Origin of the sequence: Oceanobacillus rekensis (assembly GCF_002153375.1) — a bacterium.
GTDB lineage: Bacteria > Bacillota > Bacilli > Bacillales > Amphibacillaceae > Oceanobacillus > Oceanobacillus rekensis.
In genome coordinates this window covers 200,574-214,125 of sequence record NZ_MTBQ01000001.1, presented here as the reverse complement: position 1 = coordinate 214,125, position 13,552 = coordinate 200,574, and the positions used below count along the sequence as shown (strand labels likewise).

Here is a 13,552-nt window from a genome sequence, read left to right as displayed (position 1 = left end):
TAAGTCCTTTTTTAGGGAACTAAAGTTAGAAATATGTTTATACATGATCTTCTTTAAATATAAAAGGAAATGATACACATATATCATAGGTTTCTCCAGTTTAATTTATGCCTATCTAGGTCAAATTAAGTGTACAGAAATTGAGATATGTGGTGGGGTTGGGAGGAGGAGAGTGATTCGATTGAAAAAGAAAAGAAAGAGAAATGTTAACTTCTCGCGATTACATGTATTTTTTGTCATTTTGACTGTGTTTTCCATTTTTCACTTTGGAACAGGACAGATAAGCGCTGTACAAGGCGAGAAGGCAATTCATAATCAATCCGGACTTCCAATCAACATGCTAAATAAAGAAAATGTAATAATGAATAAAACGGTTGAAACAGCTGCGGTGAAAAAGGGAAGTAGCACCGATTTAAGTAATATTCGTGTTATTCCAGGAGGACAATCTATCGGTGTTAAATTAAGTACCCTCGGAGTCCTCGTAGTTGGCCATCATTTAGTGAATGGAAATGAAGGAACTGCCTCACCTGGAGAGGAAGCAAAAATAAATGTTGGAGACGTCATTTTAAAAATCAATGGCGATCCTGTAAAAGGTATGGACGAGATTAAATCCTATGTAGAAAAAGCAGGACAAGATCATCATAAAATTGATTTAACGATAAAGCGGGGAGACGAAACACTAAAAACGTCCCTTCAGCCAGTACTTGATGAAAAAGCAAATGAATATAAGATTGGATTGTATATTCGTGATTCTGCTGCCGGTATAGGTACGATGACATTTTATGATCCTGAATCTAAAAAGTATGGTGCCTTAGGCCATATTATTTCTGATATGGACACGAAAAAACCTATAGAGATAAATAATGGTACAATTGTCAATTCCTCGGTAACATCGATTGAAAAAGGAAATAATGGCGTACCAGGTGAAAAACAGGCAAAGTTTTCAATTGAAGAAGATAAAATTGGTACCATCATTAAAAATACACCCTATGGGATATTCGGAACACTCAAAGAAAAAATGAAAAAGGAAAAATTAGATAAGCCTCTACCAGTGGCACTTTCCCATGAAGTACAAGAAGGACCGGCAAAAATCCTCACTGTTGTTGAAGATGAAAAGATTGAAGAATTTGATGTAGAAATAGTAAGTAGTGTTCCACAAAAATACCCAGCCACCAAAGGGATGGTTATTCAAATAACAGATGAAGAATTACTGGAACGTACTGGTGGAATCGTTCAAGGAATGAGCGGAAGTCCAATAATACAAAATGGCAAGGTGATTGGCGCTGTAACACATGTTTTTGTAAATGATCCAACTTCAGGTTATGGAGTCCATATAGAATGGATGTTACAGGATGCAGGTATTGTAGCCACAAAAGAAAATGAAAGAGCAGCATGATAATTGCTTGTGATGGAAAATATATCCATTACAAGCATTTTTCTATTGGTAATTTTTGAACTATTTGGTATAATGAACTTGTGAATATTTTTCGACATTTTAAATTAAGGATATCGAATATTATCGAAAACAGTAGAAAAATAAAGATAATTAAAGGAATATAAAAAAAACCTAATGTTTTTCAATAAAAAAGAGGATATTTACAGTTTTTGTAGAATAGGTAAAGAGGATAGCAGCAAAAGGAGGAGCAATATTGGATAAAATCTCAGTATGTTTAGTTGATGATAACCGTGAATTGATACAGTTAATGGAGGATTATTTTGAAGAACAGGCTGATATAGAAGTCATTGGTACAGCTTATAATGGTAGGGATTGTATCACTATGTTAGAACAGAAAGAGCCGGACGTCTTAATTTTAGATATCATTATGCCGCATATAGATGGGTTGGCGGTTTTAAATACATTGCGAACAATGGATAAAATAAATAAACCAAACGTGATTATGCTAACTGCCTTTGGTCAGGAAGAGGTAATGAAAAAAGCAGTGGATCTCGGAGCTTCTTATTTTATTTTAAAGCCATTTGATATGGATAATCTGGCAGATCAGGTAAGACAGGTGCGAGGAGGTAATACGATAACAAGCCCTAACGCCAATAAAACAACTCAGGTTGCAAGAAAGAAACACGATTTGGAAGCAAATATCACCAATATCATTCATGAGATCGGTGTACCAGCACATATAAAAGGGTATATGTACTTGAGGGAAGCCATCACAATGGTTTATAACGATATTGAACTGCTTGGCTCCATAACAAAGGTACTTTATCCAGATATAGCCAAAAAGTTCAACACGACAGCCTCTCGTGTGGAAAGAGCTATTCGTCATGCAATTGAAGTTGCATGGAGCAGGGGAAACATCGATTCTATTTCAGCCTTATTCGGTTACACAATTAATATTTCAAAAGCAAAACCAACAAACAGTGAATTTATTGCGATGGTTGCAGATCGATTGCGACTGGAACACCGAGTAAGCTGATTAAAAAGAAAAAATATTACTGAAAGTGTACACAGTAATATTTTTTCTTTTTAAAAATACCTTATTCAAAAAATGATGTATAAAGCGATCTAATTGCTTTGTCCATGTCAGAGGCATTAACACCAAACATCATGGATACTTCAGATGAACCTTGATTTATCATTTCAATATTTACATTTGCTTTTGCAAATGCTGAAGTTGCCTTTTCCGCTACACCAATTGTATTTACAAGACCTTCACCAACAACCATGATAACAGCCAGGTCCCTATGAATACTTACTGTGTCAACATGTAATTCCTCTTTAATGCGATTTACTACAATATTCTCCTTTTCTGCAGTAAATTTATTATCTCTGAAAATCACGGACATGTCATCGATACCGGATGGGGCATGTTCAAACGAAATCCCTTCATCCTCAAAGATATTCAGTAGTTTACGACCGAATCCAATTTCTCGGTTCATTAAAAACTTACTTACATATAAACTGCAAAAACCTGTGTCACTAGCAATTCCAACAACACATTTTTCACTCGCCTCTTTTTCAGCAACAACTAAAGTGCCTGGTGCCTTCGGATTATTTGTATTTTTTATGCAAACAGGTATCTTTTCTCTAAATGCAGGAATTAATGCTTCGTCATGAAAAACTGAAAATCCAGCATAAGATAGTTCGCGCATCTCTTTATAGCTTAAGGTAGTAATTGCCTTAGGATTTGCTACAATATTTGGATTAACAGTATATACGGAATCAACATCAGTAAAGTTCTCATACATTTCTGCTTTTACTCCAGCAGCTATAATGGAACCAGTAATATCTGATCCACCCCTTGAGAATGTTACTAACTTACCTTCTGTTGAATAGCCGAAAAATCCTGGAATAATAAATACCCCTTCTTTTTCACGGAGTGTATAGATTTTGTCAAAACTATCGGGTAGAATTTGAGCATTTCCAGGTTCGTCACTGACGATAATCCCGGCCTCCTGAGGATTTGTGTAGAATGCAGGTATTCCTTGATTGGTGAGATAAGCACTTAATATCTTGGCTGAACTATCTTCACCGATTGCTTTAATGGCATCCATTTTACTTTCTAATGAACCTTCAACACTTAAAGCTGATTTTATATTTCGTTCGATGTCTGCCAATACAGACTGATTTAATTTCAATTCTTCAATAATTTCACTAAACCGATTCTTTACAGCTGTTAGTTGTTCTTCATAGGCTACACCACTATGATAGGCATTTCCTAAACCAATCAGCATATCCGTCACTTTTGTATCACCACTGAATCTTTTTCCTGGAGCAGATACGACGATGAACTTTCGGTTGGGGTCGTTTTTAATAATATTACCTACTTTGACTAACTGTTCTGCATTTGCTACGGAGCTTCCCCCAAATTTTGCAACCTTCATTACTGAATCCCCCTGAACGCTTTTTTTTACTAATATATCATAACAAGAAAAATAATCAAAATATAACAAAAAGAGACAGTTACCTATCCTCTTTATTCAACTTTTTGTTGTTTATCTTTTGATTCCTTATGTTTTTTCCTATCTCGGTAAACAATAAATCCGCCAAGAAAGAGGATGCCCCCAATAAAAAGAAGAAGGCCAACAATAAATTGAATGCTGGCATAAAAGAAGATTGAATAAAAATCGTCAAAAACTGTATCACGCATTAATTTAATTCCAAAGGCTGCAACGACCCCAGGTATACATAAAAGAATAAATGCAATAAATCTCACCATTTCATTCAAGTTCCTCTCTGATGATTTTCATTTTATTGTAAAACGTTCATTAAGTATAACAAAAATTAAATAAAATAGTAATGTTAGACTATTTGCTAAATCATGCATACTAACGTATGATAAAAACATGCAAGATACTGCAAGGTGGGATGAGATGAAGCGGGTACTTATTGTTGGAGCAGGCAAGGGGGGTAGCGCCTTATTAAACCTATTGTCGGATACGGAAAGCATGAAGATTGCTGCGGTCATTGATCATAATAAACATGCGAGTGGACGAAAGCTCGCAGCCAAGTTGGGTATCCCAGTTGGAACGGAATGGGAAGCCTGGCTGGAAAAGGATATTGATATTATTATTGAAGCAACTGGAAATGAACAAATACTAGAAGAAATTGTTGAGAGAAAACCTCGAAAATCGGTTGTAATCCCTGGTTCCGTAGCTTATATCATTTCTGAATTACTTGATGAAAAGGAAGCTCTTGTTAACGAATTAAAAGATCAAACAAATCGGCAAGAGTTGCTATTAAATCATATACACGATGGTATGATTGTGATCAATAAAAATGGGCTTGTTTTATTTATAAATAAAAGTGCTGAAAGAATACTAGGTAAAACAAGGAATAAATTTCAAGGTAGAAAAATAACAGAACTAATCGAGACCTCAAGACTTCCACATGTGTTACAGACTCAGAGGAAGGAGGTGAATCAAAGACTCGAACTTGGGAACCGAAAAAAAGTAATCTCTACCAGAATTCCTATTATAAATGATATGGGAAAGTTGGTCGGTGCTTTTGCTGTATTCAAGGATATTACAGAAGTTATGCAACTTGCAGAGGAAAACACAGATTTAAATGAAATAAAAACATTGTTGGAAGCAATTATTAAATCTTCTGATGAAGCGATTAGTGTTGTAGATGAGAATGGAAATGGCCTAATGATCAATCCAGCATATACCCGCATCACTGGGTTAAGGGAGGAAGATGTAATTGGCTTTCCTGCAACCGTCGATATCTCTGAGGGAGAAAGCATGCATCTGAAAGTTCTTCATACTAGAAGAGCTGTTCGGGGTGTACGCATGAAAGTCGGTCCAACTAAAAAAGAAGTAATCGTTAACGTTGCCCCGGTTATCGTTAATGGCGTAATAAAAGGCAGTGTAGGTGTCCTGCATGATGTCACAGAAATCCAATCACTGACAAAAGAGTTAAAAAAAGCTCGCCAAATTATCCGTGATTTGGAAGCCAGGTATACATTTGATGATATTATTGGTAGTTCTCCGGAAATGAAACTGGCACTTGAACAAGCAAAAGTAGGAGCGAAAACGCCCGCAACCGTGCTTTTAAGAGGTGAATCAGGGACTGGCAAAGAGCTTTTTGCTCATGCCATCCATAATGAAAGTGAGCGGAAACATAATAAGTTTATCCGGGTCAATTGTGCTGCAATCACGGAGTCTTTATTGGAAAGTGAATTATTTGGTTATGAAGATGGCGCTTTTACTGGTGCGAAACAGGGACTATTTGAAGAAGCGAATCATGGAAGTATTTTTCTTGATGAAGTTAGCGAGTTATCCATGAATATGCAAGCTAAACTACTTCGGGTATTACAGGAACACGAAATTACCAGAGTTGGGGGTACAAAACCGATTAACATTGATGTACGCATTATTACTGCCACTAATATAAATCTGGAAAAGGCAATCATGAACAATACATTCAGGGAAGACTTATACTATCGCCTTAATAAATTACCGATTACCATTCCTTCCGTTAAAGAAAGACTAAGTGACTTACCAGAGTTGATTCAATATGCCATCCAGAAAATAAATCAAGATTACGGTAGAAGTGTACGAGCAATTTCAAAGGAAGCAATTAATGATTTAAAACAGTATAGCTGGCCAGGAAATGTCCGTGAATTGGAGAATGTGATTGGACGGGCAATGATTTTTATGGATATGAATGAGGAAACAATAAAAAAAGAATATCTTCCACGGTTAAGCAGTAATTCAATAAATACAAGATATTCACCGCCAAACTTGACGGAAAGAAGCAGCTTACAAGTTGCAATGGAGGAATTTGAAAAAGAATATATTTATAAAATTTACAAACAAAACGATTTTAATAAAACAAAGACCGCTAAGGCATTAGCTGTTTCTATCCGGAATTTATATTATAAAATGGATAAATACAATTTAGATTAATTTTGCATGCAAGATATTGCACGAATGAATAAAGTTGCACATCAGCATAGCTATGTTAAGCCTTTTACTTAAATGAAGCGTTTGGCATGCTTTTTGCATTATAAATTTAGTAAAGTGTTTTATAATACATAGTATTTAAATTAGGAGGTATTTTAATGGGGATTTTTACTCATCTTGAAAAATATGATTACGAACAATTAGTTTTTTGCCAGGACAAGAATTCAGGATTAAAAGCTATTATCGCGATACATGATACAACACTTGGTCCTGCATTAGGTGGTACAAGAATGTGGACATATGATTCGGAGGAAGAAGCTATTGTTGACGCACTTCGATTAGCAAAGGGCATGACATATAAAAATGCTGCAGCAGGATTGAATTTAGGTGGTGGGAAGACTGTAATTATTGGTAATCCAAAAACAGACAAAAATCCGGAAATGTTTCGTGCATTCGGAAGATATATCCAAGGATTAAGTGGTCGTTATATTACGGCTGAAGATGTTGGTACAACAGAGCAGGATATGGATTTAATTCATTTGGAGACAGAATACGTTACAGGTACTACTTCATATGTTGGTGCATCTGGTAACCCATCTCCGGTTACAGCTTATGGTGTATATAAAGGTATAAAAGCTTCAGCGAAAGAAGCATATGGAGATGAATCCCTTGCTGGTAAAAAAGTTGCGTTACAAGGTGTTGGAAATGTTGCCTATGCGCTTTGCGAATATCTCCACCAAGAGGGTGCAGAATTAATCGTAACAGATATCAATAAAAATGCGGTGAAGCGGGCTGTAGACACATTTGGTGCGAAAGCAGTCGATCCAGATGATATATATGATGTTGACTGTGATATTTATGCGCCATGTGCATTAGGTGCTACGATAAATGATCGAACCATTCCAAAACTTAAAGCAAAAGTAATCGCTGGGTCTGCTAATAATCAGCTTCAAACAACGAAGCATGGGGACATTATTCATGAAAAGGGAATCGTGTATGCACCGGATTATGTTATTAATGCAGGTGGAGTCATTAATGTAGCCGATGAATTGGTTGGGTATAATTCAGAACGTGCAATGAAGAAAGTGGAAACAATTTACGATAATTTGAATCGTGTGTTTGAAATCTCCAGACGTGATAATATACCAACATATGTTGCAGCAGATCGTATGGCAGAGGAAAGGATTCAATCGGTAAGGAATTCCAGAAGCCAATTTTTACTGAATGAACATCATATTTTGAGCAGAAGATAATCCTGCTAAACGGAGGTTTTAGACGTTGCAAGCAGTCTATCGAACGTTGATCATCAACCCTGGGTCCGATTCTACTCAAATTGGCGTTTTTGATGATGAAAGATGTATTTTTGAAAATATACTCCATTATCAACTGGAACAAACAGAGCATGATAGTCGTGTAATTGATCAATCTGAATACCGAAAAAAACAAATCCTTGAACGATTGGATTATGAAGGAATCAACCTTTCGAAATTAACTGCAGTTTGCGGGAAAGGGGGATTGCTTCGACCAATAAAGGGTGGTACATATAAAGTTAATCGGACCATGTTATATGACCTTCGTACAGCAATGTATGGGAAACATGTCTCTAATCTCGGTGCAATCATTGCATATGACATTGCCGAAGGACTTAATATTGATGCATATATCGTTGATCCGGTAGTAGTTGATGAACTTGAAGATATTGCTAGATACTCTGGAATCCCAGAAATATCAAGACGAAGCATTTTTCATGCATTGAACCATAAAGCGGCAGCAAGAAAAGCAGCAACTACTCTCCAGGCAACCTATGAAAAACTTAATCTTATCATCATCCATATGGGCAGGGGGATTACAATCGGTGCCCACCATTTGGGAAGGGTAATTGATGTCAACAATGGTCTGGATGGAGATGGTCCTTTTACAACAGAACGCTCCGGCGGCCTTCCGATTGGAGATGTTGTACGTCTTTGTTTCTCTGGACAGTACTCTGAAGAAGAGCTACTTAAAAAGGTGATTGGTAATGGAGGGTTAATGGCTTACCTAAATCAAACTGATGTCAATGAAGTTGAAAGCCAAATGAAATTAGATGATATTACGAAGAGAAAAGTTTATGATGCGATGGCATATCAAATTTCTAAAGAAATCGGTTCAATGGGTGCTGTACTTTCGGGAGACGTTGATGCTATTGTATTCACTGGATTCTTAGCTTATGAAACTGAATTGGTTGAAATGGTTTCTAAACGAGTGGACTGGATTGCAGATATCATGCTATTCCCAGGTGAGAACGAATTAATCGCTTTGAATGAAGGTGTTCTAAGGGTACTTAGAAATGAAGAGGAAGTCCTGTACTATCCTGCTGATGAGGAGTGAAATGATGACAAAAGAGTATGATTTAGTAATTCTGGGTGGAGGAACTGGTGGATATGTAGCAGCAATTAGAGCTTCACAGCTCGGAATGCAAGTAGCAATCGTCGAAAAGGGGCGACTGGGTGGAACTTGCCTTCACAGGGGATGTATCCCTTCTAAAACATTACTCCGCAGTGCTGAAGTATTCAGACAAACATTAAAAGCAGCTGAGTTTGGCGTAGAAACTGATAATGTCTCACTGAATTTCACAAAAGTTCAGGAAAGAAAAGCAGCTATTGTTGAAACATTGTATAAAGGTGTAAAGGGGTTAATGAAAAAAGGCAAAATCGATGTTTATGAAGGTTTTGGTCGGATATTAGGTCCGAGTATTTTTTCACCGATGCCTGGAACCATATCCATTGAATATGAAAATGGGGAAGAAAATACAATGATCGTACCTAAGAATGTCTTAATTGCAACAGGTTCCAGACCAAAGTCATTGCCTGGACTTGAAATAGATGGTCAGTTTGTGATGAGTTCAGATGATGCACTCCAGATGGATGAATTGCCTGGATCGATGCTTATTGTTGGTGGAGGTGTTATTGGAATTGAATGGGCCTCCATGCTTTCTGACTTTGGGGTGAAAGTAACGATTCTTGAATACCTTGATCAGATTTTACCGACAGAAGATGCAGAAATAGCAAAAGAGATGGAAAAACAGTTGAAGAAAAAAGATATTACAATCGTAAAAAATGCTAAAGTGTTGCCCGAAACGCTTACAACAGATACTGGTATTTCCATTCGTGCGGAAATAAACGAAGAAACTAAAGACTTTAATGCTGAAAGAATGCTTGTATCAGTAGGCAGAGAAGCAAATACAGCAAATACCGGCATTGAGAATACTGAAATTACCTTGAACAATGGATATATTAAAACCAATGATTATTTTCAAACAAAAGAATCTCATATATATGCAATTGGTGATGTAATTGGTGGTATGCAACTCGCCCATGTTGCTTCGCATGAAGGGATCATAGCCGTTGAGCATATGGCTAACCAGAATCCACAAATACTCAACTATGAAAATGTTCCGTCTTGCATCTATGCAAGTCCCGAAGCAGCAAGTGTGGGACTGAATGAGAAAACTGCTAAAGAAAAAGGATACACTATTAAAATCGGGAAATTCAGCTTTAAAGCAATTGGTAAAGCACTTGTATTTGGAGAATCTGATGGATTTGTGAAAATTATAGCCGACAAAGATTCAAATGATATTTTAGGAGTGCATATGATTGGTCCCCATGTTACCGATATGATTTCAGAAGCAGGACTAGCTAAAGTGCTTGATGCAACACCATGGGAAATTACACAATCCATTCACCCCCATCCTACATTATCTGAGGTTATTGGTGAAGCTGCACTTGCTGTTGAAGGCATCCAAATTCATGGGTAAAGTAAAACTTCGATTATGTGGATTTCGTTGCCCGTTACATATGACATAATTAGGAGGTACATTTTATGTTGGAAAATAGACATAGAGAGTTGGGCTTATCGGACGAGGAAGTTATGGAAATGTTTAAAACTATGCTTCTGGCCAGAAAACTCGATGAGAGAATGTGGCTGTTAAATCGGTCAGGGAAAATTCCCTTCGCCATTTCCTGCCAAGGACAAGAAGCAGCTCAAGTTGGTGCTTCATTTGCCTTAAATAGAGAAAAAGATTATGTGGCACCATACTATAGAGATATGGGGGTTGTTCTTGCTTTTGGGATGACAGCAAAGGAATTGATGTTATCATCATTCGCTAAAGCAGATGATCCTAATTCTGGGGGAAGACAGATGCCCGGTCATTTTGGACAAAAGAAGAATCGAATTTTAAGTGGTTCTTCACCGGTTACAACACAATTACCACACGCAGTGGGTGTTGCACTTGCTGGTAAAATGGAGAAAAAAGATTTTGTTTCTTTCGTTACTCTAGGTGAAGGTTCATCCAACCAGGGGGATTTTCATGAGGGATTGAATTTTGCTGGTGTTTATAAACTGCCAGTTATTACGATGGTTGAAAATAATAAATATGCAATCTCTATTCCATATGAAAGGCAAGTCGCCAGTAAAAATGTAGCGGATAGAGCAGAAAGCTATGGTATGCCAGGTGTTACTGTGGATGGAAATGATCCTTTAGCAGTATACCAAGCGGTAAAGGAAGCAAGAGCCCGTGCGGCAGCAGGAGATGGACCATCATTAATTGAGGCTGTATCATATCGGCTTACACCACATTCAAGTGATGACGATGATAGTACCTATCGTGGGAAAAGCGAAGTGGAAGAAGCCCGTAAAAAAGACTCCATCATTACTTTTGCCAATTACATGAGAGAAACGAACATATTAACAGATGATAAAGAAAAACTACTTGTCGATGAAATAATGGGTATTATTAACGAAGCAACTGATTTTGCAGAGAATGCTCCCTATGCAGAAGCAGAACATGCACTTAAATATGTTTACGAAGAATAATAGAGAGGGGGAAAAACATGCCAGTTATGACTTATATACAAGCAATTACAACAGCTCTAAGAGAAGAAATGCAACGCGATAAAAAGGTATTTATATTAGGTGAAGACGTTGGGAAAAAGGGCGGTGTATTCCGGGCTACTGACGGATTATACGAAGAATTTGGAGAGGATCGCGTATTGGATACGCCGCTTGCTGAATCTGCAATAGCAGGAGTCGGCATCGGTGCAGCTATGTACGGCTTGCGACCAGTCGCAGAAATGCAGTTTGCTGACTTTATCATGCCGGCAATTAATCAAATTATCTCTGAAGCTGCAAAGATGCGTTATCGTTCCAATAATGACTGGAGTGCCCCAATCACAATACGTGCTCCGTATGGCGGTGGGGTTCATGGTGCGCTGTATCATTCACAATCAGTGGAGGCAATATTTGCAAATCAGCCCGGTTTGAAAATTGTAATGCCATCCACACCGTATGATGTGAAAGGGCTACTTAAAGCGGCCATACGTGATAATGACCCCGTCCTTTTCTTTGAACATAAACGCGCATACCGCTTACTTAAAGGTGAAGTTCCAGCAGATGACTATGTTTTACCGATTGGCAAAGCAGATGTAAAACGAGAGGGAGAAGACATCACTGTCATTACGTATGGATTATGTGTACATTTTGCATTGCAAGCAGCAGAAAAACTGGCAGAAGACGGGATCGATGCCCATATTCTTGATTTACGTACAGTTTACCCGCTTGATCAGGAAGCAATTATTGAAGCTGCAAAGAAAACAGGGAAAGTTTTACTAATTACAGAAGATAATAAAGAAGGAAGTATAATCGGTGAGGTAGCAGCAATTATAGCGGAACATTGCCTGTTTGATTTGGATTCTCCAATCCAGAGACTCGCAGGACCAGATATTCCATCCATGCCATACGCACCGACAATGGAAAAGTTTTTCATGATGAATCCAGACAAAGTAGAAAAAGCAATGCGTGATTTAGCTGAATATTAATAAGAGGATATGGAGGGTTTTCCTATGCCTACCGAAAAAATTACCATGCCACAGTTAGGGGAAAGCGTAACAGAAGGGACGATAAGTTCCTGGCTCGTTAATGTCGGTGATCATGTCAATAAGTATGACCCAATCACCGAAGTAATGACGGATAAAGTGAATGCAGAAGTACCGTCCTCCTTTACTGGTGTCATCAAGGAGCTTTCCGCTGCTGAAGGAGATACAATCGCTGTTGGTGACTTAATATGTTATATCGAGACGGAAGGGGCACAAGAGAGTGACTCTTTAGACGAGGAAAAAGAAGAAATTGCAATTGAAAGTGAAGACGCAACATCTAATGGAGAATCGATGAAAAAGCGATATTCGCCTGCTGTATTGCGTATAGCACAGGAAAATGCGATTGATCTAAATGACGTAAGAGGATCAGGTCGAGGTGGAAGAATTACTAGGAAGGACCTTGAAAAAATTATTTCTACTGGTGAAGTTCCAATAGCTTCTCAGGCTCAAGCAATAACAACAGCTACTGATAACAATATTCCTATTTCCAATAAGTCAGACACGACATCTGAAAAGGAATCACAACGAGGTGACAAAGAGATTCCGGTTAAAGGTATCAGAAAAGTGATTGCACAAAATATGGTCAAGTCAAAGCAGGAGATCCCACATGCATGGATGACAGTGGAAGTTGATGTTACAGACCTTGTGAAATATCGCAATAATGTTAAAGATAGCTTTAAAATAAATGAAGGCTTCGGTTTAACTTTTTTTGCCTTTTTTGTCAAAGCAGTTGCCCAAGCACTAAAAGAGTATCCCCAGTTAAACAGTATGTGGGCAGGAGACAAAATTATTCAGAAAAAAGCAATCAATCTCTCCATTGCAGTGGCTAAGGAAAATGAACTATTCGTCCCGGTTATAAAGAATGCGGATGATAAAACAATTAAAGCAATTGCGCGAGATATTCATGATCTTGCAAGGAAAGCGAGAAACGGAAAGTTAACTTCCGATGATATGCAGGGAGGAACTTTCACCGTTAATAATACTGGAACATTTGGTTCCATATCCTCCATGGGGGTAATCAACCATCCGCAAGCAGCAATATTGCAAGTAGAGTCCATTGTAAAGCGTCCAGTTATTATCGATGATATGTTTGCTGCACGTGATATGGTTAATTTATCATTGTCATTGGATCATCGCATTCTCGATGGGCTTGTTTGTGGAAGATTTCTCGCTCGTGTAAAGGAGATTCTTGAGAATATGAGTGATAAAACGATGAATTTGTATTGACTTTATAATAGCAAGCAATTCAGACGGAATATATCCGGACATTTTAAATTGAA

At 37.7% G+C, this 13,552-nt stretch carries 11 protein-coding genes; 9 read left to right on the top strand and 2 right to left on the bottom strand.

Going from position 1 to position 13,552, the window contains the following annotated elements; all coding sequences use genetic code 11:
- Nucleotides 1–172: 172 nt before the first annotated feature.
- Together spoIVB and spo0A are read left to right on the top strand one after the other, a co-directional pair.
- Entirely contained in the window at nucleotides 173–1,396 is a 1,224-nt protein-coding gene (spoIVB, locus tag BV906_RS01125) for a SpoIVB peptidase (protein WP_245843787.1), read from the top strand.
- Between the two features lie 253 nt (nucleotides 1,397–1,649).
- Complete coding sequence (gene spo0A, locus BV906_RS01120) at nucleotides 1,650–2,432, top strand: sporulation transcription factor Spo0A (protein WP_087971634.1); 783 nt, start codon at nucleotides 1,650–1,652, stop codon at nucleotides 2,430–2,432.
- Between the two features lie 61 nt (nucleotides 2,433–2,493).
- Here the strand turns inward: spo0A and BV906_RS01115 are convergent, their stop codons facing one another.
- Together BV906_RS01115 and BV906_RS01110 are read right to left on the bottom strand one after the other, a co-directional pair.
- Nucleotides 2,494–3,840, bottom strand: a complete 1,347-nt coding sequence (locus BV906_RS01115; protein ID WP_087971633.1) for an aspartate kinase — start codon at nucleotides 3,838–3,840, stop codon at nucleotides 2,494–2,496.
- A gap of 92 nt (nucleotides 3,841–3,932) precedes the next feature.
- Nucleotides 3,933–4,175, bottom strand: a complete 243-nt coding sequence (locus BV906_RS01110) for a DUF2627 domain-containing protein (protein ID WP_087971632.1) — start codon at nucleotides 4,173–4,175, stop codon at nucleotides 3,933–3,935.
- Nucleotides 4,176–4,329: 154 nt separating this feature from the next.
- On the opposite strand from BV906_RS01110, the gene BV906_RS01105 reads away from it, so the two are divergent.
- From BV906_RS01105 to BV906_RS01075, 7 genes are all read left to right on the top strand, one after another.
- Nucleotides 4,330–6,366 carry a sigma 54-interacting transcriptional regulator gene (locus tag BV906_RS01105; protein ID WP_087971631.1) on the top strand — a complete coding sequence of 679 codons (2,037 nt, stop codon included), beginning with the start codon at nucleotides 4,330–4,332 and terminating at the stop codon, nucleotides 6,364–6,366.
- Nucleotides 6,367–6,521: 155 nt separating this feature from the next.
- A complete protein-coding gene (locus BV906_RS01100; protein WP_087971630.1) occupies nucleotides 6,522–7,616 on the top strand; it encodes a Glu/Leu/Phe/Val family dehydrogenase in 1,095 nt (364 codons plus the stop codon).
- A gap of 25 nt (nucleotides 7,617–7,641) precedes the next feature.
- The gene (gene buk / locus BV906_RS01095; RefSeq protein WP_087971629.1) at nucleotides 7,642–8,730 is read left to right on the top strand and encodes a butyrate kinase; all 1,089 of its coding nucleotides are present in this window, start codon (nucleotides 7,642–7,644) and stop codon (nucleotides 8,728–8,730) included.
- A 4-nt stretch (nucleotides 8,731–8,734) separates the two neighbouring features.
- Complete coding sequence (gene lpdA, locus BV906_RS01090) at nucleotides 8,735–10,156, top strand: dihydrolipoyl dehydrogenase (RefSeq protein ID WP_087971628.1); 1,422 nt, start codon at nucleotides 8,735–8,737, stop codon at nucleotides 10,154–10,156.
- Between the two features lie 65 nt (nucleotides 10,157–10,221).
- Nucleotides 10,222–11,214: a thiamine pyrophosphate-dependent dehydrogenase E1 component subunit alpha gene (locus BV906_RS01085; RefSeq protein WP_087971627.1), complete on the top strand. Its 993-nt coding sequence runs from the start codon at nucleotides 10,222–10,224 to the stop codon at nucleotides 11,212–11,214.
- A 17-nt stretch (nucleotides 11,215–11,231) separates the two neighbouring features.
- Nucleotides 11,232–12,215 (top strand): alpha-ketoacid dehydrogenase subunit beta, encoded by a 984-nt coding sequence (locus BV906_RS01080; protein ID WP_087971626.1) that lies wholly within the window; start codon nucleotides 11,232–11,234, stop codon nucleotides 12,213–12,215.
- A 24-nt stretch (nucleotides 12,216–12,239) separates the two neighbouring features.
- The gene (locus BV906_RS01075) at nucleotides 12,240–13,499 is read left to right on the top strand and encodes a dihydrolipoamide acetyltransferase family protein (protein WP_087971625.1); all 1,260 of its coding nucleotides are present in this window, start codon (nucleotides 12,240–12,242) and stop codon (nucleotides 13,497–13,499) included.
- Nucleotides 13,500–13,552: the final 53 nt, after the last annotated feature.

What these genes read in the sequence shown, in the direction of transcription:
- BV906_RS01115 (WP_087971633.1), bottom strand. Translation starts at nt 3,840, where the DNA reads ATGAAGGTTGCAAAATTTGGGGGAAGCTCCGTAGCAAATGCAGAACAG.
- BV906_RS01110 (WP_087971632.1), bottom strand. Translation starts at nt 4,175, where the DNA reads ATGGTGAGATTTATTGCATTTATTCTTTTATGTATACCTGGGGTCGTT.
- BV906_RS01105 (WP_087971631.1), top strand. Translation starts at nt 4,330, where the DNA reads ATGAAGCGGGTACTTATTGTTGGAGCAGGCAAGGGGGGTAGCGCCTTA.
- BV906_RS01100 (WP_087971630.1), top strand. Translation starts at nt 6,522, where the DNA reads ATGGGGATTTTTACTCATCTTGAAAAATATGATTACGAACAATTAGTT.
- lpdA (WP_087971628.1), top strand. Translation starts at nt 8,735, where the DNA reads ATGACAAAAGAGTATGATTTAGTAATTCTGGGTGGAGGAACTGGTGGA.
- BV906_RS01085 (WP_087971627.1), top strand. Translation starts at nt 10,222, where the DNA reads ATGTTGGAAAATAGACATAGAGAGTTGGGCTTATCGGACGAGGAAGTT.
- BV906_RS01080 (WP_087971626.1), top strand. Translation starts at nt 11,232, where the DNA reads ATGCCAGTTATGACTTATATACAAGCAATTACAACAGCTCTAAGAGAA.
- BV906_RS01075 (WP_087971625.1), top strand. Translation starts at nt 12,240, where the DNA reads ATGCCTACCGAAAAAATTACCATGCCACAGTTAGGGGAAAGCGTAACA.